This window comes from Nonomuraea rosea, from assembly GCF_039539705.1.
Classification (GTDB): Bacteria; Actinomycetota; Actinomycetes; order Streptosporangiales; family Streptosporangiaceae; genus Nonomuraea; species Nonomuraea rosea.
The window spans coordinates 129,351-156,318 of sequence record NZ_BAABDQ010000027.1 but is presented as its reverse complement, the minus strand read 5'-3'; the positions used below and the strand labels follow the sequence as shown (position 1 = coordinate 156,318).

The following is a 26,968-nucleotide window of genomic DNA, read 5'->3' as shown; positions in this document are numbered from 1 at the left end:
CTTAGTCTGGGGGCCATGGAGATACGGCTTCTCGGCCCCTTCGTCGTGACCTCTCACGGCCAGGACCACGTCCTGCGGCGGGCCTTGCGTACGACTCTTCTCGCCTGCTTGCTGCTGAGACCCGGACAGCACGTCGCCGCGGACGACCTGACCGAGGAGATGTGGGGCGACACGGACCGCGACAGGGGCAGGAACGGCCTGCACGCGCACATTATGCGATTACGCAGGGACCTGCAGCGCTGGGACGACGGCGCGGGTCCGTACATCGAATCCCGATATCCCGGTTATACGCTGCATCTCGGCGAAGCCGATGTGGACGTCCAGCGGTTCCGCAGGCTCTATGCGGCATTCGAGTGCGAGCGCCACGTCGACAAGTTCGCCGCCATCCGCACCGGCCGCGCCGGCCTCGGCCTCTGGCGCGGACGCGCCCTGGCCGGGCACGACGGGGGTCCGCTGTCGTTGCAGTGCAGGACCCGCCTGGAGGCCGAGCGGCTGAGCCTGCTCCTCGCCACGATCGACCTGACCCTCGAAGTCGGCTGGCACGAGCTCGTCCTGTCCGAGCTCTACGAGCTGAGCAGCACGTATCCGCTGGAAGAGCGGTTCTACCACCAGCTCATGACCGCCCTCTACCGCGCGGGCAGGCCCGCGGCGGCCATCCAGGCGTACGACCGGGCCAGGACCGAACTGCGCACCAGGCTCGGCACGTCGCCCAGCCCCGCCCTTGAGGCCCGGTTCCTGGCGATCCTGCGGCACGACCCGCTGCTGGCGGCACCGCCGGGCCAGCCCGGCCTCCTCCTCCGTCAGGCCGGAGAAGCCTGGTCATGACGCCGTCAGCGCAGGGTGCCTGGTCGTGACGCCGTCAGCGCAGGGTGACGGTGAAGGTGCGGCCGTGGGCGTGCCGGGTCGTCGCCTGGATCATGGTTCCGCCGGGCACGCGGCGTACCGTCACGCCCTCGTCGCCCTTGTCGAGCTTGAGCGACCTGCCGTGCAGGACGACGGTGACGCGGTCGCGCTTCATCGTGGGGTCGGACAGCGCGACGGTCGTGCGGTCGCCTGACCGGACGATCACCGAGGCGGGCCCGTCGATGAGCAGGCGCTCGACGAGGCGGGGGCCGTCGGCGAAGACGTTCGCGGCGACGATGCCGAGGGTCCTGTGCTTGATCGCCTGCACCCGCCGGTCGTTGGCCAGGACGGTCAGCGGGCCGCGGGCGTAGTCGCGCAGGCGGGCCTCGGTCGCGTTCGGGAGCAGGGCGTAGGCGAGGGCCGGAGCGTCGCCGGCGGCGTGCGCCACCGCGGCGGTGAACACGTTCTTGGTCACGTTGGTGTCGGGGTTGGTCGTGCGCACGACCCTGCGGTTGCGGGTCACCGTCTCCAGCCCGGCCGTGACGGTCTGCCTGGTGAGGAAGGCGTAGCCGACCGAGGTGCGGCGGGTGCCGTTGGCGTAGCGCAGCCAGCGCGGCGGCGTGGTGTCGCCCGCCTGCCAGGCGCCGCCGGTCCAGCGCTCGCCGGTGAGCGCGACCGCGTCGCCGGGGGCGGCGATGCGGCTGTCCACGGTGGTCACGGCGGTGCGCCCGCCCTGGCCCGAGACGCCGGCCGCGAGCACCACGATCTCGTCGTCGAGCATGAACCAGGACTTGGTCGCGCGGGCGTTGCGGTAGGCGACGAAGTCGTCGGGCAGGGTGCCCGCCTGCTTGGCGGTGTAGGCGGCGTCGTCGGACTGGATCATGCCGGCCGCGCCGTACGCGCCGAGCGTCGCGCCGCCGGAGAAGGCGTTCCCGGCGCGGGGGAAGTACACGTAGGTGTTCTGGGACTCCGAGGAGGAGGTGAAGTTCAGTGGGTGGCCGGGGTTCTCGTACCACAACCGGCCGTACAGCTCGGGCACCGTCCGCCGCTCCTCCACCGGCGCGGTGATCCCGGCCAGCCGGTACGGCGAGACGGCCGTGTAGTAGTCGACGCCGAAGACCTCCCGCTGGTCCTCGCCCGCGAGATAGAGGTAGTAAGCCCCGTCGCCCTGGAACCACGGCATGAGGTTCTCGCCGCTCATGTACTCGTATTTGCTGATCCGGTCGGAGCTGCGGGCCAGGGCGAAGGCGTAACCGGGGCGCCGGTGCACGGTCCTGTCCATGGCGTTGAACGCCACGGACCGCTCGGGCGCGTTCAGGTCGGCGGCCGGGATGGCGGCGTCGGCGCGGATGGCGGCGTAGCGGGCGATGCTGACCGGGGAGACGAAGGCCGCCGTGTCGGCGGCCGGCAGGAACTTGACATACTTCTTCAGAGCGAGCGCGCCGGCCGCCTCGACGTGGTCGGCCAGGTCGGCGATGGCCTCCACGATCACCCCGACGTCGGCGTAGCCGGTGTTGGTGCGCGAGACCGCCCGCCCCTTGACGATCTCCATCATCCACCCCTCGAAGATCAGCGGGGCGAAGCCGTCGGCGATCCAGCGGTACACGACGCCGGGCAGCCCTTCGGACACGGCGTCGCTCGTCGCGCCTTCCAGCGTCTTGAGGGTCTGGACGACGCGGGTCAGCAGGGCCCGCCCGTAGGAGCCGGTGTAGGCGACCGAGTGGTGCTGGATGAAGGAGCCGTCGGGGTAGTAGCCGTCGGTGTTCCCGTGCTGGAGGTGGTAGGGGTCGATCGTGGCGAAGACGGTGGCCTGGTCGGAGATGGCCTTGCCGACGCGGGCGTCGTCGGCGGTGAGCGCGCCCTGGAGGATCCGGTTCGCGGTGATGTCGGCCAGGTTCGCCCCGGTGTGGAAGCGCGAGTCGAGATCGACGTCGCCGTTCTTGCCGCTGCGCAGATAGGCGTCCATGGAGGCGATGTACGCCGGCGTCAGGCCGGGCCGTTCCTGCCGTAACTGGCCGGGCAGCAGGGCCAGCGTCCTGGACACGTGGGTGGGGATGCCGATCTCCCAGTTGTGCCAGTTGCCGTAGTAGCCCGCCGTCTGGTCGCCGAAGTAACGCTCGTGCAGCCACTGCAGGCCGTCGGCGACCCGCCCCTGTGCGGCGGCGTCACCGTCGAGCTCGCCGCCCGGCGTGCGGGCCGCGAGCGCGATCTCGTACAGGTATTGGTAGGCCAGCCGCAGGTTGACGTCGTCGGTGCCCAGCGCGAGGCCGGAGAACAGCTCGCCGGCGCCCGCCTGGTCCATGGCCGTGAGCCGTTGCCTGGCGGTCTTGACGATCGCCGCGAGCTTCCCCGCGACCTCGGGCCGGGCGTTGACCTCGGGGGTGCCCGCGAAGATCGACACGGTGTTGGCCAGCAGCCGCGCGTGGTCGACCCCGGCCGCGGCCCGCGCGGGTGCGGCGACGGCCAGCAGGCCGGCGGCGGGGAGCAGGGAGAGAACCTGGCGACGGGACATGTGCGGCACGGGCACGCTCCAGGCCGTTGAAGGGTATGCCGGGGTCACCATACATGATCCATCTGCGCAGGCCCAGGTGTCCGGCTCAGCCGCTCTCCTTCGCGATCGCCTCGCGCACGGCCGGGACGATCTCGGCGGCCCAGCGGCCGAGGAAGACGAGGTCCGGCGCGTCGTGACCGGCCGAGAAGAGCGTGAAGCCGGACGCGCCGTGCTCCAGCACGGCGCCGGTCAGCTCCTCGACCCACTGGCCGGTGGAGCCGCCGATCCAGCAGCCGTCGCGATCACGCGTGGCGGGCAGCGCCCGGTCGGTGATGCGGCCGGGGAAGTTGAAGACGGTGCGGATCTCTCCCGGATCGCGGCCTATGGCCGCCGCCGCTTCGTCGATGACCGGCCGGGACGTGCGGTATCGCTCGCTGAGCCAATCCGCCGCGTGGCCGGGGATCCAGCCGTCGGCCACCCGGCCGGTGGCGGCCAGGGACTTGCGGCCGACCGATCCGGTCCACACGGGAGGCGCGGCCACGGGAGCCGGCTCGATCTGGTCCACCTGGTAGTGGCGGCCCTTGAAGGTGACCGGCGGGCCGCCCCCCGACAGCAGCTTGACCAGGACGATCGCCTCCTCGAAGGCGGCCACGGCGTCGCCCGGCGACAGCCGCGGCACCCCCATGGCGGAGATCCGGTCCCACAGCCCGCCCGCGCCCATGCCGAGCACGATGCGGCCGCCCGACAGCGCCGACAGCGACGTGACCGCCCGTGCCAGCATCGGAGCGGGCCTGGTCGGCACGTTGGTGACGTTGGCCAGGCCGGCGATGCGCTCGGTACGTCCGAGGATGAAGCCGATGGCGGCGTAGGCGTCCAGGCGCCCGCCGATGTAGGGATGGTCCGAGAGCGAGAAGTGGTCGAGCCCGTCGCGGTCGGCCTGCTGAGCCATGCGCAGCAGGTCCGTCACCTCGCCGATGCCGCTGTGCGCGCCGAAGCCGAAGACGACTTCCTGGACGGACATGGTGCCGCCTTTCCTTCGAGGGCCCGCCTCTGAAACCGGTGGCGGGCTGAATTCGTAGTACGAACCATATTAGTTCGTACTACGAATTGCAACGACACCCGCTGAGCCGGCGAAGGCGACTGGATGTCGGCCAGGCGCCGTCACGGCGATGAGGCCGGCCCGGTCAGGCAATGTTGCACGATCGGGCCGAACCACGTGACCAGGTCGTCGACGGAGGCGGACGCGACCGGCTCGATGCGTACGATGTAGCGCGCCACCGCGAGGCCCAGGATCTGCACGTTGAGCGTCGCGACCCGCACCGCGGCGTCGGGTGTGCCGAGCATCGTCACCAGCCGGGCGGTGATCTCCCGGTCGAGGTATTGGCGGAGCAGGACTCCGGACTCGTCGTGGGTGGGGGCCGAGCGGGTGAGCATCACGAGCGGGGTGCGGTTTGACTTGTCCAGGTTTTCCACCAACGTACGGACCAGCCGCACGCCCATGTCGTCCAGGCTGCCGGTGAAGATCGATTCGATGGCGGGCGGGACGTGCTCGGGCATCTCGATGGCCGCCCCGAACAGGCCCTGCTTGGTGCCGAAGAAGTAGAAGACCATCGCCGGGTCGACCCCTGCCTCGACGGCGACCGCGCGCACCGTGGTGCCGGCGTAACCGTGCTCGCGAAACAGCGCGCGGGCCGCTCGCAGGATCCGCTGCTTGCTCTCCTCGCCTGACCGCCAGCGCCCGGGACGGCCTGAGGAGTGGGGTTCTGCCATGACCGGAACACCCTATCGAATGCTTTCTTCATCAGTCGATTGAGTTTTGCGTCCACATCGGGCTAGATTGAAACCTCATCAACCGGTGAAGAAAGGTGGCAGCGGATGCGAGTGATCGTGGTCGGCGCGGGACTCGGCGGGTTGACGCTGGCCCAAGGGTTACGCCTGGCGGGCATCGACGTCGTGGTCTACGAAAGGGACGGCGAACACGGCCGCCCCCAGGGCGTGAGCCTGCACATCGACCACCGGGGGACGCGGGCGCTGCGCGCGTGCCTGCCCCGGGGACACCTCGCGATGGCGGAGGCGACCATGGGCGGGCCGCGTGATCACACCTTGCGGGTGTCGGAGAGGGACGGCGAGCTCGTGGTCGCGCCCACGCCATCGGCCGGCGGCCGGGCGGGCCGGCAGGCCAGCCGGCGCCTGCTGCGGGCGGTGCTGCTGACCGGGCTGGAGGACAGGGTGCGGTTCGGGACGGCGTTCACGCGGTTCGAGCGGCGCGCCGGCGGCACCGTCCGGGTTCGGCTGGCCGACGGCCGCACGGACACCGCGGATGTGCTGGTCGGCGCGGACGGGGTCGGCTCGGCGGTCCGCCGCCAGTACCTGCCGCACGTGGAAGTGCTCGACACAGGACGGCGCATGCTGATGGGCGCGACCCCGCTGCGAGCCGTGGCTGGAACGGGGCTGCCCGCCCTGATCGGCGACAGGGCTGCCAGCGTGCAGGTGCGCGGCACGATGATGGCGCTGGGCGTTCACAGGTTCAGCGCGTCGCCGGTCACCGCCCGGGACCGGTGGCTGCCCGCCCTTTCCTCCCGCGCCGTCGCCGGCGTGGAGGACTACGTGATGTGGTGCCTGCCCGTCACCCAGGACCGGCTCGGACCCGCCGGATCTCCGGCCGGGGTCTGGCGGCTCGCCCAGGGGCTGGCCGCGGCTCTGCACCCGGCGTTGCGGCTGGTCGTCGATGCGGCGTGGCCGGACATGACGGTCGCGCTGCGGATCGCAATGATCCCGCCGGTCCCGTCGTGGCCGGCCGGTCCGGTGACGGTCATCGGCGACGCCATCCACGCGGCCCCGGGGTTCGGCGGCAACCTGGCGATGCAGGACGCGCACCGCCTCCGTGACGCCCTGGTCGCGCACGCCCGCGGGGAGCAGGATCTGCGCACCGCGATCGGCGCCGCCGAGGAGGGGATGCGCCGCGACAGCCTGCCCACCCTCGACGCCCAAGGCCGCCCCCTGCCGCGCCCACCCCGTCCCGGCGCGGTGGAGCCGGCCGCATGCCCTTGACCGTGCTGACCCAGAAGTCGCTGACCCTGTTCACCGCCCTGGGCGGCTGGCGCACCGTCGCCGAGGGCGTGGCGTCGAAGACGGTGTTCCTGGCCGCCCATCTGCTGACCGGCCAGGTACCGCTCTCCGCGTCGGTGGCGGTCGGCGCCGTGCTGGTTTTCGCGATCTTCCGGGTGTGCACCGACCGCACGTACTGGCAGGCGGCGTTCGGGCTCGTGATCGTGGGAGTGTCCGCGTCGCTCGCCGGGAGCACGGGGCAAGCGGTGGACTTCTACCTGGTGAGCGTGCTGGTGTCGGTGGGGGCGGGGGCGGTGTTCCTGGTGTCCTTGCTGGTGCGGTGGCCGATCGTCGGGGTGCTGGTCGGAGGGGCGCGTGGCGAACGGTCCTCCTGGCGCCACGATCGGGCGCGGTCGCGGCGCTACCAGGCCTGCACGGCGGTGTTCCTGGCGAAGTTCGCCTTCGCCGCGATGGTGATGACGCCGTTGTACCTGACGGGTCAGGTGACCGCGCTCGGAATCGCCTCAACGCTGCTGAGCACGCCGGCGACGGGGCTGTGCGCGTACGTGTGCTGGCGGATCCTGCGCGCCGGAGCGGACGTGCCCGACGTGAATCCCCCCGGGCCCGATCCGGCCGTCACCACGTGACGCGGGCCGCGACCGGCAGGTGGTCGCTGCCGGTGGCGGGCAGGGTCCAGGTGGTGACGGGAACCGCCGCGCGGGTCATGACATGGTCGATCCGGGCGACGGGGAACGCGGCGGGCCAGCTGAAGCCGAACCCCTCCTCCGCGGGCGTCAGCCGGGAGGTGACCGGAGCGAGGCCGCGGTCGTCCAGAGTGGCGTTGAAGTCGCCCAGCAGCACGATCCTGGCCAGCTTCTCCGCCCCGAGTGCCGCGCCCAGCGCGACGGCGCTCTCGTCCCGCCACCCGGTGCCGAACCCGTCCGGCAGCCGGATGCGAACCGAGGGCAGGTGCGCCACGTACACCGCCACGTCGCCGGACGGCGTCCGCACGGTGGAGCGCATCCCCCGGTTCCAGTCTCCTCCGACGCCCGCCGGCCTGATGTCCACCGGCCGGGAGTCCGCGAGGGGATGCCTGGACCACAGCCCGACGCTGCCCACGACCACGTGGTGCGGGTGGCCGGGCGCGAGAGCGGCCGCGTAGCCGGGCAGGGCGGCAGGCGTCAGCTCCTCCAGGGCGACGAGGTCCGCTCCGGCCTCGGCCAGGGCGCGCGCGGTGCCTCCCGGATCGGGGTTCTCGTCGCTGACGTTGTGCTGGAGCACGGTCAGATCGTGGGCCGCCGGCGCCCGGTCGGCGGGCAGCACGCGTCCGCCGAAGAGCACGATCCAGACCGCCGCGGGCAGCGCCAGGGACACCAGCGCGGTGGCCGAGCGGCGCAGCAGCGCCACGACCAGCAGCGCGGGAACGGCCAGGCCGCCCCAGGGCAGGAACGTCTCCAGCAGGCTGCCGAGATGGCCCACGGTGTTGGGCACCACGGACGGGACCGCCAGCAGCCCGGCCACCAGCAGCGCGGCCGACGCCACGACCCGCCCACGCGTCCAGGACATCCGTCCGGCACGGCGGCGGCTCCCCGAGGCGGGCGCCTGCCGATCTTCGATGCTCATAAGGCCGACCGTACGGGCCTCCGCCTGCTTTCCCGTTGCTACTTTCAAAAAAGGAAGACTAGACTTCAAAAACAGGAAGCGAACGATGACCAGAGGAAGATCATGCCCCCCTTGAAGATCGGCTACCTGTTGCCGACGCGCGATCAGGTCGTCAGCGGCGATCACGACCTGGCGCGGCTGGTCGAGCAGGCGCGGCGCGCGGAAGCGCTGGGCTTCGACTCCGTGTGGGCCGGCGACAGCCCTCTCACCAGGCCCCGCGCCGACCCCTTGCTCCTGTTGTCGGCCGTGGCCGCCGCCACCCGCCGCGTCACCCTCGGCACCGCCGTGCTGCTGCCCGCGCTCCGTCATCCGATCCTGCTGGCCCACCAGCTCGCCACCCTGGACCGGCTCTCCGACGGGCGGCTCATCGCCGGCATGGGCGGCGGATTTCCCAACGCCGGCACCGAGGCCCAGTTCACCGCGATCGGGGTCGACTTCGCGCGCCGCCTCGGGCGGCTGGAGGAGTCGATCGAGGTGATGCGGCGGCTGTGGAGCGGCCAGGAGGTCTCGTTCACCGGCCGGCACTTCGATTTCCACGGCGTCACCCTGGCGCCCGGGCCGGTTCGTCCGGGAGGCCCGCCGATCTGGCTGGCGGGCGGCGGCGCGGCGTTGCCGCGGGTGGCACGCCTGGCCGACGGCTGGCTGCCCTACCCGCCGCAGACGGAGACCTACGCACGCGAGCGGGCGTTCATCCAGGAGGGCGCGGCCCGGGAGGTCACTCCCGGTCTGTACGCGACGCTGTGCCTGGACGAGGATCCCGAACGGGCGCGCGACCGCCTGCGGGTGAGCGTCGAGCGTTACTACAACGCCCCGCTGGAGGCGGTCGAGAGCATCCAGGCCATGTTCGCCGGCACGGCGCGCGACGCCGCGGGCTGGCTCGCCTCCTACGCCGAGGCCGGTGCCCGGCACGTGGTGATCCGCCTGGCCGCCGACGACCACGACGCCGCCCTGGAAGAGCTCGGCGGCGCCGTCCTGCCCCTGCTCGGCACGGAAGAGCTCGCCGGGACCGGCGCGGAAGAGCTCGCAGGCGCCGTCCCGCCGCTGCTCGGCGCGGAGGTAACAGCATGACCACGTACGTCCTCGTGCACGGCGCCTGGCACGGCCCCTGGGCCTGGGAGCGCGTGATCCCGTACCTGCACCAGGACGGGGCGCGCACCCTCACCCCCGCCCTCACCCTGGAAGGCGACGCCGGCCTGGACGCCCACGTCCAGGAGATCCTCGCCGCGCTGGACGCCGGCCCGGCGGCCGGCGAGGACGTGGTGCTGGTCGGGCACAGCTACGCCGGCCTGGTCGTCCGCCAGGCCGCCGACCTGCGGCCCGAGCTGGTCAAGCACGTCGTCCTGGTGGACGGCTGGGCCGGCGGCGACGGCGTCAGCCTGTTCGACCTGGCGCCCGGCGCCTTCGTCGACGCGATCCGCGCGTTCGCGGACGGCGATCACGTCCCCGCCCCTCCCCCGGCGAGCTTCGGCATCACCGACCCTGACGACGCGCGCCTGCTGGCCTCGCGGCTGCGGCCGCAGCCGCTGCGCACCTTCACGGAGGCGACCCGGCTGAGCGGCGCCGTCGACCGGATCCCCGGCACGGCCGTCTGCTGCCGGCCGCGGACCTATCCCTTCGACACGTTCGCCACGGAGCTCGGCTACCGGGTCATCGCCCTGGACGGCCCGCACGACGTGATGCTCACCCACCCGCAGGCGCTGGCCCGCCTGCTGCTGGACGCTGTCTCAGTTCAATAACAAGTAGCTCAAGGATTAGAATGATGAAGTGGAACAGCGGAGCTACAACCAATATTGCGCCACCGCGCGCACCCTCGACCTCGTGGGCGAGCGGTGGACGCTGCTGCTGATCCGTGAGCTGCTGACCGGCCCCAAGCGCTTCGGCGACCTGCAGCACAGCCTGCGCGGCCTGGGCACCGGCCTGCTGGCCGCCCGGCTGAAACACCTCGAACGCGAAGGGCTGGCCCACAAGGTCACCCTCCCGCCGCCGGCCCGTACCCCCGCCTACGCCCTCACCGCGGCCGGCGCGGAGCTCGAGCCGGTGGTGCTGGCCCTGGCCCGGTGGGGGATGACCTGGGCGATGGACGACCCTCGCGAGCAGGAGGCCTTCCACCCCGGCTGGGCCGTGCTCGGGCTGAAGGCCTGCTTCGACGCCGAGGCCGCGGCCGGTCTGCGGGCCCTGTACGAGTTCCGCGTGGCGGAGGAGGTCTTCCACGCGCGCGTCGAGGACGGCACGATCGAGGCCGCGCACGGCCCGGCCCAGCGCCCTGACGCGGTCGTCACGATCAGCGCGGAGGCCTTCCGCGACATCACCGCCGGCACCTGGACCCTTGCCGACGCGATCGGCAGCGGCGCCGCCTCCGTCACCGGCGATCGGGAGGCCCTGCGCCGGCTGCACCACCTGTTCCCGCTGCCACCGCACCGGGCCCGGTCCGCGTCCCCGGTCCAGGCCTCCTGACGTCACCGGCGACGGCGCACGCACCCGGCCGGCTCACAAAACCCGTCCCGCGCACGAGCCCGGCCGGCTCACAGAGGCAGGCCGGCCGATCGGGTGATGTGCTCGGGGGCCATGGCGCTCCAGTCCGGCAGCCCATTGAGCCTCGCCCTGACCCGCTCGGCATCGGCGTGGTCGAGCTCTTCGAAGATGTGCAGCGCGTCGCCCCAGATCAGCCGGGCCGTCTCGTCCTCGCCCAGCTTCTGGTGGCTGTCGCCCAGCCGGGTGAGCGTCCCCGCCACGCTGCACAGATCGCCCGCGTTCCTGAACAGCTCCAGGCTCTGCCGGTAGCAGTCGATGGCCTGCTCGTGCTGCTGGAGGTGATGGTGGATGTGGCCCAGGCTGTCCCAGGTCGCCGCCTGGCCGTGCAGGTCACCCGTCAGATACTGCAGGTCGAGCGCCTGCCAGCAGTAGGCGAGCGCCTTGGGATGCTCGCCGAGCAGCGTGTAGTGCCAGCCGACCGCGTTGAGCGCCCGCGCCTGCCCGGCCTGGTGGCCGGTCCGCTGGTAGAGGTCGAGCGCCTGCTTGGCGTGGCTGAGCGCCTCCCGGTAGCGTTCCTGCCGTTCGAGCACGCCCGACATGTTGCCGTGCGTGTGCGCGGCGCCGGTGAGGTCGCCGAGGTCGCCGTAGTGCCGGAGCGCCGACTGGAAGTGCCCGAGCGCGTCGTCGTAGCGGCTCAGCTTCGTGAGCGCCCACCCGAGGTTCCGGTAGGCGTGCGCCTGCCCGATCCTGTCGCCGGTACGGCGGGCCGCCTCCAGCCCCAGCTCCTGCAATGTGGCCTGCTCGCGCCATCGGCCCTGCCGATCCAGGAAGTCGTTCAGCAGCCAGGCGAGCTGCCATAAATGCGTGTCGAACCCTGAGTGCGCGGCGAGGGAGACGGCCGCCGTCAGGACCGGATGCTCGGACCTGAACCAGTCCAGCGCCTGCGCGTGGTCGGTCGTCGCCGACAGGACGACCCCGGGCTGGGGCGGCGCCAGGAGCAGCGGGCTCTGATGGACGTTGAGCAGCCGGGCCGCGCGGTCCGCGGTGTGCACGTAGTGGTCGAGCAGCCGGTGGAGTGCGGCCTGCCGTTCCGACTCGACCTCGTGGGCGCTGGCGAGCTCGGCGGCGTAGGCGCGCAGCAGGTCGTGGAAGGCGTAGCGGCCGTGCGCGTGCTGGGTGATCAGATGCGTACGCGTCAGCTCGGCCAGCAGGGGACGCGTCCTGGCCAGCGGCAGGCCCACGAGGCTGGCGGCGGCCTGCGCGGTGATCTCCGGGCCGGGGTGCGAGCCGAGCAGCCGGAACAACCGCGCGGTGTCGGCGGTGAGCGCGTGGTAGGACCACGAGAACACGGTACGGATCTGCGTCATCGGCTCACCGCCGTCGAAGACGTCCAGGTAGGCGTCGTCCAGCTCGGCCACCAGAGCGGACAGCGAGACGTCGGGGTTGCTGGCCGCCCGTGAGGCCACGATCGCGATGGCCAGGGGCAGCCGCGCGCACCGCCTGATGATCTCCTCCGCCGCGTCGGCCTCGTCGACCACCCGGTTCGCGCCCAGGCGCTTGGCCATCAGCTTGCGGGCGTCGGAGACGGGCAGCAGCTTGAGGAACAGCGGGTGGGCGCCCTCCATCGCCATGAGCCCGGACAGCTGGCTGCGGCTGGTCACCAGGACCAGGCAGCCCGGCGAACCCGGCAGGAGCGGGCGTACCTGCTCGGAGTCGCGGGCGTTGTCGAGCACGATCAGGACCCGGCGGCCGGCCAGCACGCTCCGGTAGAGGCCGGTCTGGGCGGCCAGGCCGGCCGGGACCCGTTCGGCCGGCACGCCCAGCGCCTCCAGGAGGCTGCGCACCGCCTCGGCGGGGCTCATCGGCGATCCGGTCGGGTCGAAGCCCCGGAGGTTGACGTAGAGCTGGCCATCCGGGAAACGTTTACTGACATGGTGTGACCAGTGCACCGCCAACGCCGTCTTGCCCACTCCCGCCGCCCCCGACAGCACGGTGACGACGACCGCGGTGGGCTGCTCGCCGGCGGCGGCCAGGATCGCGTCGAGCCGCTCCAGCTCGGGGTCGCGGCCGACGAATCCGTAGACGTCCAGCGGCAGCAGGGCGGGGGACATCGACGCGGGCTCGGGCGAGGCGTTCAGCACCTGACGGTGCGCGTCGCGCAGGTATTCGCCCGGCTCGATGCCCAGCTCCTCGATCAGCACGCGGCGGAGCTCCTGGTAGACCCGCAGGGCCTCGGCCCGCCGGCCGGAGGTGTTCAGCGCCAGCATGAGCTGGCCGTGGAACCGTTCACGCAGCGGGTGGCTGGCCACCAGGAAACGCAGCTCGCCGACGAGCGTGGCGTGCCGGCCCAGCGCGAGCTCGGCGTCGACGCACTCCTCCATCATCTGGCACCAGGCGTCCTCCCATACGCGGACGTAGTGCGCCCGCAGCACGTCGGAGTCGATGCCGGTCAAGGGTTCGCCGCGCCACAGGGCCAGCGCGTCCCGGAGCAGCGCGGCCTGCCCCTGCTGGTTCAAGGCCGCGGCGGCCTTGGCGGCTCGCGCGCGCAGGCGCTGGACCTGTGCCGTGTCGACGTCGCACCTGTCCACGTTCAGCAGGTAGCCGCCCGGCTGGGTGAGCAGGACCTCCGACGTCGCGAGGAGCTTGCGCAGGCGCATGACATGACTGTGTACGGTGTCCCGCGCCGTCAAGGGCGGCTCGGCGCCCCATAGACAGTCCACGAGATGCTCGACGGGGACGACCTCGCTGAGGCGGAAGGCCAGCGCCGCGAGGATGATGCGTTGTTTGGCTGACGTGATCGGAATGAGCACGTCACGGTCGTCGCGGATCTCCAGTGGGCCAAGCAGCTTGATCTTCACGGACTGCTCCCCTCTCTGGTGCCATCGAGTTGCCAGCGGGATGCCAGACGCGCACGGCACAATGCCGCTTTTTTGCTGATCAATCACACAATGATCAGCCAAACCGGGCGCGTCAACGGGGCGGGTCGATCAGGGTGGAAAATCCCGGCTACCGGTGCCATCGAGCTGCCATCCACCTGCCAGGCGCGGTCGCGACGATCACGTTACCAATGAGTAGCGCCTGTGAGGAGACAAGCTTGCGCAGGTTCACCTTAGCCACCGCGGTCGCGGCGATAGTGCTTCCCCTGCTCGTCATGCCGCCCGCCGCCGCCGACACCGTCGTGGAAGCCCCGACGGTCCCCGTCCAGGAGATCGGCCCCGGACTCTACTTCCCCCAATCCAACACCTACGAGCTGCACGAAGTGGACGTGACGGTCGGCGCGATCGGCCGGCGGCACGACGTGAGCGTCGTGGACGGCGGCCTGGCCAAGCCGGAGACCGCCCCCGCGTCCCGTCCCGAGCTGGGCGTTTTCGGCCCGGGCTGGCAGGCCGAGATCCTCGGCGGCACGATCACCAGGAAGCTGGAGGTCCAGAGCGGCGCCATCGTCGTCACCGAGCTGGAAGCCGGCTCCTCGTCCCGCTACGCGCTGACGAGCAGCGTCTCCTTCCCCTCGGGCGGCGGCGTCCAGAAGTACGACGCGGCCGACGGCTCGAAGATCACGGAGACGACCAAGTGGGACGCGTCGGCCGGAGAGCTGCGCACCACGATCGTGGAGACCCTCCCGGCGAGCACGGCCACGGATGAGGGCGACGACGCCTTCGCCGGCGAGAGCGGCGCCGCGATCCCCGCGGCCGCGCTGAGCCCCACCTACACCTGGACCAAGCTGGGCACGCTCCAGGGCGACAACTGGCGGGTCGCCGGTTTCGGGACCAGCGCGTTCGGGACGACCTCGCTGACCTACGACTCCGCGGGGCGCATCAGCACCGTCAAGGAGCCGGCCGCCGGCGAGAAGCCCGAAGAGACGGTGACGTTCCACTACGCGACCACCACGACGGCCACCTCCGGCTCCTTCGGCGACTACGCCGGCCAGGTCAAGCAGATCACGCTCGTCTCCGGCTCCGAGGCGCCGAAGACCGTGGCCGGCTTCGACTACGACCTGTCGGGCTGGCTCCGTTCGACGAGCGACCCGAGCAGCGGCACCCAGGAGGACACCTACGCCTACGACGGGGCCGGCCGCCTGTCCGAGATCGACTCCCTGAACCTGGGCACCTGGGACGTGTCCTTCCCGGCGAACAGCGCCTCCCCCACCGTGACCAACACCGAGCCCGACCACCCGACCGCCACCGACGCGTTGTCGGGGCCGGCCGGAACGTTCGACCCCACCGACACCCCACCGGACCCCGCCGACTTCCCCAACCCCGACATCGACGGGATCCTGTCCTCCCCCAGCTACTGCTCCACCGTCCGGAACTGGATGTGGTACACGAAGTACGGCTGCGCGACCAAGGTGGCGCACAACGGCTGGCACAACCCGTACTTCAAGAAGACCCCCACCGGCTTCCGCGTCGTCGGCATCAACTACGACCACTGCACGTCGGCGCCGGACCAGCCCCGCTGGAACCTGTTCTACAAGTTCGACTACCGCGTGCCCTGTGACATGCACGACTACGGCTACGGCCTGATCGGGAACACCTACAAGGGCTACAGGTGGTATCTCGACCGCAACCAAGAGAAGAGCGTGGACAACCTGTTCTTCACCACGCTCGTCAGCAAGACCTGCCCGAAGTACATCCTCCTCTCCCGGCCGAGCTGCCTTCGGTGGGCCGTCATCTACCGCGTAGGGGTGGCCCTCGGTAAGCCCAAGAACGGCGCGGACAAGACCAGGTGACCTTGACCGGATGGCGGGCGACCGTCATCCGGTCCCTTTCACGGAGGTCCCGGATGAGCTGGATCGGCACGAGAATCCGCAACCGCGAGAACGGCAGAAGAGCGGCGCTGGCCGCCGGTTCCTATCTCGCGGTCGTGGTGGTCACGGCGGGAGTCGCGGAGTACGTCTCCTTGACCGCCGGCGCTCCCATCGGGCCGGGCGTGGTGCTGGTGGTCATCACCTTCCCCACCTCGCTGCCGATCCTCATTCCGGCGCTTTCCGGCATCGGGGGAAACGCCCTGGACGGCGATGTCCTGCTCGTCACGCTGGTGGGGTGCGGCGTCCTCCAGGCCTGGCTGTTGTGGCTGCTGCTCCGCGGCTCACGTATTCGATAACGCGACAGGTTTAGATAAGGCGAAATACTGCCATGAAAAGGTCCCCAGTCTCCGTGTGGCCCCTGGCCATCATTCTGGCGTTAACTGTCACGGCATCCACGGGCGCCCAATCCGCGTCGGCGACCCCTATGACCGGCGTAGTCACAAAAGCCGTAGATCCCCCCGCCATCGACCCCGTCCTGCGCAAGAAGACGACCGACGCCCGCAAGGTCCGCGTCAACGTGCGCACCCAGTCCCGGGGCCAGCTTCTCGACGCGGCCGCCGCCGGCACGACCCTGGCGACCTTCTCCCGCCTTCCCGTGGTCACCATGCGGGTCGACGCGGCCGGCCTGGACCGCCTGGCCGCGCAGCCCGGCGTGGTGAGCGTCACCGAGGACGTGCCCGTCCCGCCGGTCCTCGCCGAGAGCATCCCCCTGATCGGCGCCGACAAGACCAGGGCCGCGGGGCTGACCGGCGCCGGCAGCGCGGTGGCCGTCCTGGACACCGGCGTGGCGCGCAGTCACCCCTTCCTCACCGGCCGGGTCGTCGCCGAGGCCTGCTTCTCCCCTTCCGACGTCGACTACAGCGCCACCAGCCTCTGCCCCGGCGGTGAGGACGAGCAGGAGGGCACCGGATCGGCCGACTCCGACCAGGGGCCGTGCGCCGCCGCCACCCTCGACTGCGACCACGGGACCCACGTGGCCGGCATCGCCGCCGGCAACGGCGCGAACGTCACCGGTGCTCCGCCGGCCGGCGTGGCCCCCGGCGCCCAGCTGGTCGCGATGCAGGTGTTCAGCAAGTTCGCCACCGAGGACTTCTGCGGTGTGGGTGCCGCGCCGTGCGTGCTGAGCTTCACCAGCGCCCAGCTCCTCGCCCTGGAGAAGGTCCTGGAGCTCAAGGAGTCGGGTGTCCCGGTGGTGGCCGCGAACCTGAGCCTGGGCGGCGGCCAGTGGGCCGCGGCCTGCGAGACGGACGTGCGCAAGGAGATCATCGACCTCCTGCTGGAGTCCGGCGTGGCCACGGTGATCGCGGCGGGCAACAACGGGTACGGCGCCGCCGTCACCGCCCCCGCCTGCGTCTCCTCGGCCGTCGCGGTGGGCAGCACCACCGATGACGACGCCGTCTCCACCTTCAGCAACCGGGGTCCCCTGCTGGACCTGCTGGCTCCCGGCACCGGGATCCTCTCCTCGGTTCCCGGCGCCAAGTGGGGAACGATGAGCGGCACCTCGATGGCCGCCCCGCATGTGACGGGAGCGCTGGCCGTACTGCGGCAGAAGTTCCCCGCCACCCCGATCGGCGAGCTCATTACCCGGATGAAGGCGACGGGCAAGTCGATCGCGTACACCGCCGCCAGCACCCCCAGGCTCAAGCTGGACGCCGCCGCCCTCAACACGACGACCCCCACACCCACCCCCACGCCGACCCCGACGCCCACCCCGACCCCGACGCCGACCGAGCCCGAGGACGGGCAGTGGACGCAGTACTTCTCCAACTGGACCGACTATAAGATCCCGGAGCCGGGCCGGGTGGACTCGCCGATCCAGGTGAGCGGCATCCTCGGCAGCGGGCCCGCGCACCTGCACGTCTACGTCTACATCCAGCACACCTGGGTGGGCGATCTGAAGGTCGACCTGATCAGCCCGGACGGCAAGGTCCACGCGTTGCAGGGTCCCTCCCCCAGCGACGCCGACGTCATCGACGCGACCTACAAGGTGGACGCCAGCACCGTGGCGGCGGCGAACGGGACCTGGAAGCTCCGCGTCGAGGACGCCTTCACCGGTGACACCGGCCTCATCGACGGCTGGTCGATGGACTTCCCCTACTTCGAGAACTGGGCCGACCAGGCCATCCCCGATCGCGGCGTCGTCGAGTCCTCCATCTCGATCGTCGGCTGGTTCCCTGGCAACACCCACGACAAGGTGACGGTCTACGCCGACATCCACCACACCTGGGTGGGCGACCTGAAGATCGACCTCGTCAGCCCGAACGGCACGGTGTACAAACTGCGCGTGGCCGACGCCAAGAACAGCGGCGACGTCATCCATGAGCTCTATCCCGTGGACGGCCGTTCGTCACCGGGGAACGGGACGTGGAAGCTGCGGGTCGAGGACGTCACCGCAGGCGACACGGGCTACATAGACGGATGGTGGATCAAGTTCTGACCCCGTGCGCGCCCGGCCGGGATGAACGTTTCAGGCTCTTCACCGGCCGCTCGCCCATCGGCCCTGGTCATGTCCGCCCCCCACGCCGCAGTGGGGTGGCGGACCTGTTCAGCGTGGGTCGCGAATGCGATAGTGCGAGCGCCGCCCACCTCACCGTGAGCCGGTCAGCGGCCTGCGGACTCTCCGCGGCGGCCTCCCTCGTACGACGCCCCTTGGAGGAATCGGATGCGCAAGGTTCGGGCCCTACTCATCTCCACCGCTCTGGCCGCCGGCGTGCTCGTGTCCATGACCGCCACACCCGCCCAGGCCGAGAGCATCAGGTACGCCTACTTCTTGCAATCCGACTGCTACAACGGCGGGAGCCTGGGCATCCAGTGGGGCTGGTGGACGTCCTTCCACTGCGACTACGACAACAACAGCCACTACTACTTCCTCTGGGCCTGACCCAGGGCTGAACGATCAGCCGTCCGGCGCCCACCAGGGCGCCGGACGGCGTCACTCGGCCAGATGCTTGGCGATCTCGGCCAGCTCCGCCTGCTGCCCGGTGCGGATCTTCTCGGCCAGCTCCAGCGTGGGGCCGTGCTTGCCGGTCGTCCGTACGGTCTCGGCCATGTGGATGCCGTGCTCCAGATGCCCGGACAGCTCCTTCAGCCACTGGCGGTCGAAATCGGCCCCCTTCGGCAGCTCCCCGCCCATCGTCGTGGCGGGCGGCGCGGGCACCGGTTCCTGCCAGGACTGCAGCCACGACGACATCATCGTGATGTCCGCCTGCTCCTCGGCGATCAGCTTCTTGCTCAGTTCGCGCACGTACGAGCCGTTGCCGCGGCCGGCGGCCACCTCGGCGAGCTGGATCGTCTGCTCGTGGTGCGTGATCATCTCCGTGCTGAAGACCACATCGGCTTCGACGTGACTCCCCGCCGTGTCCGCGGCCGCGGCGCATCCGGCCGTCAGCAGCAGGCCGAACACGGCCACCATCGCCATCTTCCAACGCATACCTGGGATACGCGGGGCGGCGCGTGGCGGTTCGGCCTTTTCCCCTTTCCTCCCCTGCCAAAGAGCGGGGGTGCCGGCCCGACGGGGATCGGGCCGGCACCGGCGGCACTCAGCAGGGGGTCTCCACGAAGGTGGGGTGGCCGCTGCGGACGCCCCACATGGAGCTGTCGCCGACACAGCTCTCGTACTTGGCGCCGACGACGGTGGTGTAGGTGTTGTCCGCGTACCAGGTGGTGACGCAGGAGTAGTCGAGCATGCAGGCCCGCGCGTACGCGGGAGTCGCACCGACGGCGGCGACGGTGGCGAGGCCGAGGAGGGTGGCCAGGAGGGCGCGGCGAATCATGGTGATCCTTCCTGAGGGGGGTTCACCCTCATGATCGTCCGATCCGGCACCCGGTCAAGAGCACGGCGCAAAGACGTGGTTGCGGTGGTTCGGCGGCGTAGGCGAGACTCGTCGGCATTCGTCAGATGGGCCGGAGGGGACTATGAGCACCGCTGGCAAGGGCAACGCCTATCTGGAGCAGGTCGTCGCGCAGCAGGCGGTGCTCGAGGACGATCTCCGGGCACGCCGCGGCGAGCCGGCTCCCGCGGCCGGCCCGCTGGTCAAGCGCGAGCGGGCACTCGGCGGAGCGGCCCCCGACAAGTCGCCGGGGCCGGTGGACGTGCGGATCACCGGCTTCTGGCGCTGGAAGAACGTGCTCGTCCCGCCGAACGCCTTCGTGGTGCACACCCGCCGCGGCCGTGACAAGCCCCTCCACATCGGCCTCGGTGTGTCGTTCCGCTTCAACCCGGCCACCGACTCGTTCCTGGTGGTGCCGGGAGCCACCCAGACCATCCTGATCAACGCGTACTGCATCTGCCGCGAGCTGCAGGGCGTCCTGGTGCAGGGCTACGTGCAGTGGGGGATCCAGACCTTCCCCACCGCCTACCGCAAGCTGGACTTCGGCGACTCGGAGGACCCGATGCGGCTGGTCAACCTCCAGTTGCGCGAGCAGGCGGAGGCGGCCATCAAGGACAAGGTCGCCACCATGGGCGTCCGCGACGTGCTCAGCGACAAACAGCCCATCATCGAGGAGCTGACCGCCCGGCTGCGCGCGGTGGCCGAGGGCGAGGACAACGGCGACCAGGGGCTCGGCCTGCGCATCGTCACCGTCCAGATCAAGGAGGCGGTCGTCAGCTCGTCACGGCTCTGGGAGAACCTGCAGAAGCCCTACCGGGCCGAGCAGGGGCAGATCGCCCGGCTGGCCGAGCTGCAGTCCGAAGAGGCCATCTCCCAGCGCGAGATGGCGGCCGAGCGGCTCAAGGAGACCCAGCGCCTGGAGTACGAGCGGGAGCTGGCCGAGCTGCGCGCCCGCAACGAGGCGTGGCGGTTCGACACCGAGGTGGCCGAGCGGCTGCGGCGCACCCAGCGCGAGCACGACGACTCCAGGGCGGTGACCGAGCTGGAGACCGAGACGACCCGGCACGCGCTGCGGATGGAGCGCGAGCGGCACGCCGAGGAGGCCGAGACCGGCAGGCTCAGGATCGAGCGGGAGCAGGAGCTCAAACGCCTGGAGCTCGAAGGCGAGCTGCACCTGGCGCACTCCCAGGTGCTGGCCGACCACGAGCGGGCGCTGCTCGACGTGGAGCGGGCGCGGCTGCGGGCCGACATCGACAACCAGCAGACGCCGGCCAGCCTGCAGGCCAGGCTGATCGGCCTGCTGCCCGAGATCATGGCGAAGCTCCCCAAGCCCGAGGAGCTGCGCGTGGTCTCGATCAACGGCAGCGACCGGACGACCGTCTCGGGCCTGCTGAGCGAGCTCGCCATCGTGGTCGGCGTGCTGCGCTCGGCGATCGACGGCGACGGGCCGCGTCCCTGAGCGCCCCGCGGGTCAGTACTGGTTGGTCTTCGCGTCCATGGCCAGCCCCGCGTCGATCACCTTCGCCGGGACCTTGAGGCCCATCTGATCCTTGGCGATCCGGCCGAGCGTGGGCAGGCTCTTGCGGTCCGGCCACGTCTCGGGCTTCCACAGCGACGAGCGCAGGAACGCCTTCGCGCAGTGCATGTAGAGCTCTTCGACGTCGATGAGGACCGCCAGCCGCGGCCGCTTGCCCTTGACCATCAGGTCGTCGAAGAACGGCGCGTCGGACACGAGCGTCGCGCGGCCGTTCACCCGCAGGGTCTCGTTCATCCCCGGCACGATGAACAGCAGCCCGGCGTGGGGATTGTCCAGCACGTTGCGCAGGCTGTCGAGCCGGTGGTTGCCCGGCCGGTCGGCGAGGACGAGCCGGTGGTCGTCGAGGACCAGCACCGACCCGGCGGGGTCGCCCCGGGGGGAGACGTCGCAGATCCCTTCCGCGTTCGAGGTCGCCAGCAGCACGAACGGCGAATGCGCGATGATCGTGCGCGCATGCTCGTCGATCCGTGCGATGTCCTTGTCCCAGATGGTCTGCGGGGGCTCTTTCACGATCTCGCGGAGCTCGGCCGCGGTCGTCACCGTACGGATCTCAGAAGGGTTCGCCATCCGACTAAGGTAAGCCTAACCCGTCGAGATCTCTACAGGGCGGTCATTAAGGTGGAGCGATGCCGTCCATGCCGCGCCGCGCCCCACTGACCTGGCGGGGCTACAGCATTTCGAGCAGGGCCACGATCATCGAGGTCAGCGCGATCGGGCCCAGCACGGCCACCGTCACCACGGTCGCTCTGTGGCCGGGCAGGACGCGGGAGAGGCCGCGAGCGACGGTCCTGCGCACCGCGCCCGCGCCGGGCAGCACGAACAGCCCCAGCGTGAACGCCCCCGCGGCCAGGGACTCGGCGTGGTTCGTGCTCAACCGGCCGGCCAGATGCAGGACGGTCGCGGCGGCGATCCCGAACGCCAGCGACAGGAGCAGGTGGCCCACCGCCACGAGCGCGGCCCTGGACAGCGCCGGCCGGGACTCGGCGAGATAGTGGTCGGCGGCGCGCAACGCCAGGGCGAGCGCCGCCGCCGCCGCTCCCACCGTCACCGGCATGAGGACGGTCAGCGCCACCAGCGTAACGAGCATCAGCACCCCGGAGAAGGCGCTGCCGGCCAGGAAGCGCCGCAGGTCGAAGGGCTCCGCGGGAGGCGGGGGCGGGCGGTGCTCCGCCTGCCGGCCGGCGTGCACGGTCGGCGCGGGAGCGGGCTGCTCCTCGCTCCTGCGCGCGTATTCCACCGGCGGCAGCAGGTCGGAGACGATGTCCATGGTCAGCGTGCGCGCCGACAGCCGCTCGCCGCGGGCCGGGCGGCCGCCCGGATCGAGCGCCCTGGCCGTCCGCAGCAGCTCCCGCGCGCTGGGCCGGGCCGCCGGATCGACCTGCAGCGCCCCGCTCAGCCAGCCCCGCAGCCAGGCGGGCGCCTGGTCGAGCTGCGCCCGGCCTTCCATGGTGTTGAAGCAGACCGCCTCGAACGTCCCCGTCCCGAACGGCGGCGTCCCCGTGGCGGCGAAGAACACCGTCGAGGCCAGCGCGTGCACGTCGGCCGCCTGCGTGATCACCGAGCCACGGATGATCTCGGGCGCCAGATAGCCCGGCGTGCCGACGAACATCCCGCTCTGCGTCAGCCGGGCCGCGTCCACCACGTGCGCGATGCCGAAGTCGATGACCAGCGGCTCGCCGCCGACCAGCATGACGTTGGTCGGCTTGAGGTCCCGGTGGATCACGCCGGCCGCGTGCACGTCCACCAGCGCCTGGCACAGCCCCTGGGCGAGCCTGACGACCTCGCCCGCCGGCATCGGGCCCTGGGTCAGCACGGTGTCCTCCAGCGTGCGGCCCGCGGCGAACCGGGTCACCACGTACGGCCGCCCGCCCGACAGCTCGGCGTCGATCACCTCGGCCACGTACGGGCTGCGCACCCGCCGCATGGTCTCCACCTCGCGCACCAGCCGGTCGCGCGCCTTCAGATCGGCGGCCACATGCGGGTGCAGCACTTTGACCGCGACCTCGCGGCCCGCGCCGTCGAGACCGAGGTGGACGACCCCCATGCCGCCCTCGCCGATCTTCTGGATCAACCGGTACGGGCCCAGATGCTCCTGCGTCCGCGTGCTCATCCCCGACGTCATCCTCCGTTGTTCCCCCTGTCATGCCATGCCAGCCTGGGACATTCTTCCGCAGTGTTCCCCCGAGATGCACAGTAAGCGAAGATCCGGGCAGACGCGGCGCTCCCGCCGGACTTCGGCGGCCTGACGGCGCGGAAAGGCCCCCGCCAGGCGGCCGTGCGGCGCGGAAAGGCCCGCCGCCGTCAGGCGGTCGGGGGGACGATGCCGTACTCGTGGATCTTGCGGTAGATCGTCGCCCTGGACATGCCGAGCGACCTGGCGGCCTTGATCTTGTTGCCGTCGGTGTCGAGCAGGCTCTGCACGATGGCGTCACGCTCCATGGACTCCAGGGGGCTGAGCACGCGGCGGCTGACCGTGCGGCATTCCGGCGGCAGGTCGTTCGGCTGGATCGAGCCGGTGCGCCGGTATTGGACGATCCGTCTGAGCACCTGCCAGAGCTGCTCGGTGTTGCCCGGCCAGCTCGACCGTACGAGAAGCTGCATCGCCTCAGGCGAGCAGGACAGCCGGCCGTCCGGCATGAGCTTGGCCAGGAAGAACGGCACCAGCGCGGGCACGTCCTCGACGTGGTGCCGCAGCGGCGGCAGCTCGACCGTGCTCGGGAAGTACCGCAGCAGCTCGCTCAGCTCTTCGCCGTCGTGCCGCCGGCTCAGCGTGACCGCGACCCAGAGCGGGCCCGGCCGGTCCGCGGCCGTCGCCGCCCGCAGCGCCTTGGACAGCGCGCGCAGCCGCCCGGCGCCGAGCCGGTCCACGTGCCGGATCACCAGGCTGCCCACGCCGTCGAGCAGCTCCTGCCGGGCCCCGTCGAGCCAGCTCTGCCCGGCGGCCTCGGCGGCGTCCAGCACGGAGAAGCGGGCGGCCGGGGTGCGCCGCTGGTGCACGGCCCTGAGGAGGGCCAGCTTGCCGGCGCCGCGCTCGCCCTCCAGGGCGAGCCACTCCCCTGAGGCGTGGATCGCCTCGACCTGGTGGCAGCCGCGCAGCCACAGCGCGCCCGAGCCGACCAGGCCGGGCAGGAACGTCCGCGCCGGCGTCACGATCTCGGTGCGCTGCCGGTTCGCGAGCTCGGTCAGCTTCACGTGCACCACGCCGCCGGCGAGCCGGCCGTCGCCGGGCACGCGCCGGCAGTACAGCCGCGCCCGCACGCCGCTGGGCAGCTCGACCGTGACCGCCGTGGTGGGGTGGCGGCCGGCCAGCGTCTCGGCCGCCTGCCCGAGCAGGATCGACTGCTCGCCCGGGTCGAGGACCTGCCGGGCGTGGTCGTTCATCATCACGCCGTCGTTGCTCAGCGCGAACACGATGCCGGCGGTGCGCCGGCAGGTCCGCAGGTACTCCTGGAGCAGTTCGAGCTCGCCGACGCTGCTGTCGGCGAACAGCGCCTGCTGGATCTGGTCGGCCGTGGTCTTGGCCAGCGCCAGCAGCAGCGGGTCGGCGTGCTTGCGCCAGCAGGTCAGATCGACGGCGCCGACCGTCTTGCCGGAGATCGGGTGATGGATCGGCACGCCGGCGCAGGCGAGGTCCTCCAGGTGCTCCGCGTAGTGCTCGTGGCCGAACACCTGCATCGGGCCGCCGCCTTCGAGCGCCGTGCCGATGCCGTTGGTGCCGACGAGCTCCTCCGCGTAGCTGAAGCCGGGCGCGAGCTGGACCCGGTCGAGGTGCGCGTCGAGATCGCGGTCGGCCGCCAGCCGGGCCAGCACCAGGCCGGCGGGATCGGTGAGGATGATGCTGATCGGCTGGCCGTCCAGGTGCTCCCGCAGATGCGTGAGCACCGGCATGGCGCTGCGGCTGAGCGGGGTGTCGAGGTCGGGGTCACGAAGGTACGTCAGGTCGATGTGATCGGCCGCCACCTTCCAGTCCCGTGAGCGCCACCACGACGCCAGGATGGCGTCGCGCACCTGACGGGGATCGACGGGCTCGGCGGTCAGGAAGCGTTCGCGGGCCTTGGCCAGAGGCTCGCCGTCGATGGGGTCACCTGGACGCGTCAGCGCGGGCGGCATGGGGCCCCCTGTTCGCGGGAACGTTCCCGCGGGCGGGGTCCGGCCCACGGGATGGGCTTCGCGGTTAACGTCGTGTTCACACAATACGCGGCGGGTGTCCGAGACCTGTCTCAAATTGAGACCGCCGGATCGCCGGTGACGCCGTTCGATCGGGTTCCCGATCCGCGAGGAGGTGTCCGATGGACCCGCCGCGTGCTCCGCAGGACGAGGCCTACAACCCGTGGAGCGTCGTCAACCTGGTCTTCCACCACCTGGCCCAGCAGGGCCTGCACCCCGTCCTGGGCGGCGCGGACCCCGGCGCGCCGGCGGCCGAGCTGCTGCGGGCGCTGGGCGTCGTGCCGGCGCCGGAGGGGAGCCGGCAGGCCGCCGAGGGCGTACGGCGGGAATTGGCCGACCTCCGGGCCGCCGTGCTGGGCGATCCGTGAGCGCTGCCTCATCTTGAGACCGCCGCGGCGGTCGTGCCGTGGTCTCATCCGGACGCACGAGGAGTGTCGGCCCCACGGTGAGGAGGACGCATGAGTCGCCAGAGCGTGGCCAAGGCTCACCAGAAGATCCAGGAGCTGTCCTGGGAACCGATGTACCACGAGCCGGTGTCCCAGTACGGCACCGACTACACCTTCAGGAAGGCGCAGAAGAAGGACCCGCTCAAGCAGGTGCTGCGGTCGTACTTCCCCATGCAGGAGGAGAAGGACCACCGCGTCTACGGCGCGGCGGACGGCGCCATCCGGGGGAACATGTTCCGCCAGGTGCAGGAGCGCTGGCTGGAGTGGCAGAAGCTGTTCCTCAGCATCATCCCCCTGCCGGAGATCTCCGCGGCGCGGGCGATGCCGCTGCTGTTCCGTACGGTCCCCAACCCGGAGCTGCACAACGGCCAGGCGATCCAGATGATCGACGAGGTGCGGCACTCGACGATCCAGCAGAACCTCAAGCGCCTGTACATGAACAACTACATCGACCCGGCCGGCTTCAACAGCAGCCTGCGCAACTTCCAGAACGACTACTGCGGGACGATCGGCCGGCAGTTCGCCGAGGGCTTCATCACCGGCGACGCCATCACCGCGGCGAGCATCTACCTGACGATCGTGGCGGAGACGGCGTTCACCAACACGCTGTTCGTGGCCATGCCCGCCGAGGCCGCCGCCAACGGCGACTACCTGCTGCCGACCGTGTTCCACTCGGTCCAGTCCGACGAGTCCCGGCACATCAGCAACGGCTACGCGACCCTGCTGATGGCGCTCGCCGACGAGGGCAACCACCAGCTCCTGGAGCGCGACCTGCGCTACGCCTGGTGGAACAACCACCGGGTGGTGGACGCGGCCATCGGCACGTTCATCGAGTACGGCACCAAGGACCGCCGCAAGGACCGGGAGAGCTACGCCGAGATGTGGCGGCGGTGGATCTACGACGACTACTACCGCAGCTACCTCGTGCCGCTGGAGAAGTACGGCCTGGTCATCCCGCACGACCTGATCGAGGAGGCGTGGAACCAGATCTGGAACAAGGGCTACGTGCACGAGGTCGCCCAGTTCTTCGCCACCGGCTGGCTGGCCAACTACTGGCGGATCGACCCGATGACCGACAAGGACTTCGAGTGGTTCGAGCACAAGTACCCCGGCTGGTACGACCGGTACGGCAAGTGGTGGGAGAACTACAACCGCCTCTCGATGCCCAACGGCCACCACCCGATCGTGTTCGAGGACGTCGACTACCAGTACCCGCACCGCTGCTGGACCTGCATGGTGCCCTGCCTGGTCCGCGAGGACATGGTCATGGACGAGGTGAACGGGCAGGTGCGCACGTACTGCCACGAGGCCTGCCGCTGGACCGACGTCACCGCGTTCCGCCCCGTCTACCAGGGCCGCGAGACGCCCAACATGGGCCAGCTGATCGGCTCCCGTGAGTGGGAGACGCTGTATCACGGCTGGAACTGGGCCGACGTCGTCTCCGACATGGGCTTCGTCCGCGACGACGGCAGGACGCTGGTCGCGCAGCCGCATCTGAACCTGGACCCGTCCAAGATGTGGACCCTCGACCACCTGCGCCGCTGCCCGCCGCTGCAGAGCCCGAACGTGCTGCTCAACCAGATGTCGCCGCAGGAGCGGGAGGCGTTCCACGCCGACTACGTGCGCGGCGGCCCCGCCGGCCGACCGGCGCCCAAGCTCGCGTGAGCT

The 26,968-nt window shown here is 71.1% G+C and carries 23 protein-coding genes; 13 read left to right on the top strand and 10 right to left on the bottom strand.

The annotated features are described in order from the left end of the window. The first annotated feature begins 15 nt into the window (after positions 1-15). Positions 16-825 (top strand): AfsR/SARP family transcriptional regulator, encoded by an 810-nt coding sequence (locus tag ABEA43_RS44350; protein WP_345571932.1) that lies wholly within the window; start codon positions 16-18, stop codon positions 823-825. Positions 826-859: 34 nt separating this feature from the next. On the opposite strand, the gene ABEA43_RS44345 is transcribed toward ABEA43_RS44350, so the two are convergent. The 3 genes from ABEA43_RS44345 to ABEA43_RS44335 all read right to left on the bottom strand — a co-directional run bounded on the left by ABEA43_RS44345 (position 860) and on the right by ABEA43_RS44335 (position 5,104). Next, positions 860-3,355 carry a polysaccharide lyase family 8 super-sandwich domain-containing protein gene (locus tag ABEA43_RS44345; protein ID WP_345571930.1) on the bottom strand — a complete coding sequence of 832 codons (2,496 nt, stop codon included), beginning with the start codon at positions 3,353-3,355 and terminating at the stop codon, positions 860-862. Positions 3,356-3,440: 85 nt separating this feature from the next. After that, positions 3,441-4,355 carry an LLM class flavin-dependent oxidoreductase gene (locus tag ABEA43_RS44340; protein ID WP_345571928.1) on the bottom strand — a complete coding sequence of 305 codons (915 nt, stop codon included), beginning with the start codon at positions 4,353-4,355 and terminating at the stop codon, positions 3,441-3,443. A 140-nt stretch (positions 4,356-4,495) separates the two neighbouring features. Then, positions 4,496-5,104 carry a TetR/AcrR family transcriptional regulator gene (locus ABEA43_RS44335; protein ID WP_345571926.1) on the bottom strand — a complete coding sequence of 203 codons (609 nt, stop codon included), beginning with the start codon at positions 5,102-5,104 and terminating at the stop codon, positions 4,496-4,498. Positions 5,105-5,209: 105 nt separating this feature from the next. Here ABEA43_RS44335 and ABEA43_RS44330 point away from each other — a divergent pair, with 105 nt between their 5' ends. Further along, entirely contained in the window at positions 5,210-6,385 is a 1,176-nt protein-coding gene (locus ABEA43_RS44330) for an FAD-dependent oxidoreductase (RefSeq protein ID WP_345571924.1), read from the top strand. After that, positions 6,376-7,029 carry a DUF3159 domain-containing protein gene (locus ABEA43_RS44325; protein ID WP_345571922.1) on the top strand — a complete coding sequence of 218 codons (654 nt, stop codon included), beginning with the start codon at positions 6,376-6,378 and terminating at the stop codon, positions 7,027-7,029. The genes ABEA43_RS44330 and ABEA43_RS44325 overlap by 10 nt, the downstream gene beginning before the upstream one ends. On the opposite strand, the gene ABEA43_RS44320 is transcribed toward ABEA43_RS44325, so the two are convergent. After that, positions 7,019-7,948 carry an endonuclease/exonuclease/phosphatase family protein gene (locus tag ABEA43_RS44320; RefSeq protein ID WP_425570485.1) on the bottom strand — a complete coding sequence of 310 codons (930 nt, stop codon included), beginning with the start codon at positions 7,946-7,948 and terminating at the stop codon, positions 7,019-7,021. The two genes, ABEA43_RS44325 and ABEA43_RS44320, sit on opposite strands and share 11 nt — an antisense overlap. A gap of 159 nt (positions 7,949-8,107) precedes the next feature. On the opposite strand from ABEA43_RS44320, the gene ABEA43_RS44315 reads away from it, so the two are divergent. The 3 genes from ABEA43_RS44315 to ABEA43_RS44305 are packed head-to-tail and all read left to right on the top strand — an operon-like array spanning position 8,108 to position 10,498. Further along, the gene (locus tag ABEA43_RS44315; RefSeq protein WP_345571918.1) at positions 8,108-9,112 is read left to right on the top strand and encodes an LLM class flavin-dependent oxidoreductase; all 1,005 of its coding nucleotides are present in this window, start codon (positions 8,108-8,110) and stop codon (positions 9,110-9,112) included. After that, positions 9,109-9,780, top strand: a complete 672-nt coding sequence (locus ABEA43_RS44310; protein WP_345571916.1) for an alpha/beta fold hydrolase — start codon at positions 9,109-9,111, stop codon at positions 9,778-9,780. Before ABEA43_RS44315 ends, ABEA43_RS44310 begins: the two co-directional genes overlap by 4 nt. A gap of 28 nt (positions 9,781-9,808) precedes the next feature. After that, on the top strand, positions 9,809-10,498 hold the full coding sequence (locus ABEA43_RS44305) for a winged helix-turn-helix transcriptional regulator (protein WP_345571914.1): 690 nt from the start codon (positions 9,809-9,811) through the stop codon (positions 10,496-10,498). A gap of 68 nt (positions 10,499-10,566) precedes the next feature. Here the strand turns inward: ABEA43_RS44305 and ABEA43_RS44300 are convergent, their stop codons facing one another. Beyond that, entirely contained in the window at positions 10,567-13,374 is a 2,808-nt protein-coding gene (locus ABEA43_RS44300; RefSeq protein WP_345571912.1) for an AfsR/SARP family transcriptional regulator, read from the bottom strand. A 236-nt stretch (positions 13,375-13,610) separates the two neighbouring features. On the opposite strand from ABEA43_RS44300, the gene ABEA43_RS44295 reads away from it, so the two are divergent. From ABEA43_RS44295 to ABEA43_RS44280, 4 genes are all read left to right on the top strand, one after another. Then, entirely contained in the window at positions 13,611-15,242 is a 1,632-nt protein-coding gene (locus tag ABEA43_RS44295) for a hypothetical protein (RefSeq protein WP_345571910.1), read from the top strand. A gap of 53 nt (positions 15,243-15,295) precedes the next feature. After that, the gene (locus ABEA43_RS44290) at positions 15,296-15,616 is read left to right on the top strand and encodes an SCO4225 family membrane protein (RefSeq protein ID WP_345571908.1); all 321 of its coding nucleotides are present in this window, start codon (positions 15,296-15,298) and stop codon (positions 15,614-15,616) included. A gap of 128 nt (positions 15,617-15,744) precedes the next feature. Continuing rightward, positions 15,745-17,757 (top strand): S8 family serine peptidase, encoded by a 2,013-nt coding sequence (locus ABEA43_RS44285; RefSeq protein ID WP_345571906.1) that lies wholly within the window; start codon positions 15,745-15,747, stop codon positions 17,755-17,757. Positions 17,758-17,982: 225 nt separating this feature from the next. Further along, positions 17,983-18,201: a hypothetical protein gene (locus ABEA43_RS44280; RefSeq protein WP_345571904.1), complete on the top strand. Its 219-nt coding sequence runs from the start codon at positions 17,983-17,985 to the stop codon at positions 18,199-18,201. 51 nt (positions 18,202-18,252) lie between these two features. On the opposite strand, the gene ABEA43_RS44275 is transcribed toward ABEA43_RS44280, so the two are convergent. Both ABEA43_RS44275 and ABEA43_RS44270 read right to left on the bottom strand, forming a co-directional pair. Then, complete coding sequence (locus ABEA43_RS44275; RefSeq protein ID WP_345571902.1) at positions 18,253-18,750, bottom strand: DUF305 domain-containing protein; 498 nt, start codon at positions 18,748-18,750, stop codon at positions 18,253-18,255. Between the two features lie 109 nt (positions 18,751-18,859). Beyond that, positions 18,860-19,093 (bottom strand): DUF6289 family protein, encoded by a 234-nt coding sequence (locus ABEA43_RS44270; RefSeq protein WP_345571900.1) that lies wholly within the window; start codon positions 19,091-19,093, stop codon positions 18,860-18,862. Between the two features lie 142 nt (positions 19,094-19,235). Between ABEA43_RS44270 and ABEA43_RS44265 the strand changes: the two genes are divergently transcribed. Beyond that, positions 19,236-20,609: an SPFH domain-containing protein gene (locus tag ABEA43_RS44265; protein WP_345571899.1), complete on the top strand. Its 1,374-nt coding sequence runs from the start codon at positions 19,236-19,238 to the stop codon at positions 20,607-20,609. 12 nt (positions 20,610-20,621) lie between these two features. Here ABEA43_RS44265 and ABEA43_RS44260 read toward each other — a convergent pair whose 3' ends face one another. The 3 genes from ABEA43_RS44260 to ABEA43_RS44250 all read right to left on the bottom strand — a co-directional run bounded on the left by ABEA43_RS44260 (position 20,622) and on the right by ABEA43_RS44250 (position 24,797). Continuing rightward, positions 20,622-21,254, bottom strand: a complete 633-nt coding sequence (locus ABEA43_RS44260) for a pyridoxamine 5'-phosphate oxidase family protein (RefSeq protein WP_345571897.1) — start codon at positions 21,252-21,254, stop codon at positions 20,622-20,624. A gap of 100 nt (positions 21,255-21,354) precedes the next feature. Next, positions 21,355-22,797 carry a serine/threonine-protein kinase gene (locus ABEA43_RS44255; RefSeq protein WP_345571895.1) on the bottom strand — a complete coding sequence of 481 codons (1,443 nt, stop codon included), beginning with the start codon at positions 22,795-22,797 and terminating at the stop codon, positions 21,355-21,357. Between the two features lie 191 nt (positions 22,798-22,988). Further along, positions 22,989-24,797, bottom strand: a complete 1,809-nt coding sequence (locus ABEA43_RS44250; protein ID WP_345571894.1) for a sigma-54-dependent Fis family transcriptional regulator — start codon at positions 24,795-24,797, stop codon at positions 22,989-22,991. A gap of 179 nt (positions 24,798-24,976) precedes the next feature. Between ABEA43_RS44250 and ABEA43_RS44245 the strand changes: the two genes are divergently transcribed. Continuing rightward, positions 24,977-25,222, top strand: coding sequence for a hypothetical protein (locus ABEA43_RS44245; RefSeq protein ID WP_345571892.1), 246 nt, complete (start codon positions 24,977-24,979; stop codon positions 25,220-25,222). 90 nt (positions 25,223-25,312) lie between these two features. Beyond that, entirely contained in the window at positions 25,313-26,965 is a 1,653-nt protein-coding gene (locus ABEA43_RS44240; protein WP_345571890.1) for a ferritin family protein, read from the top strand. The last annotated feature ends 3 nt before the right edge of the window (positions 26,966-26,968 follow it).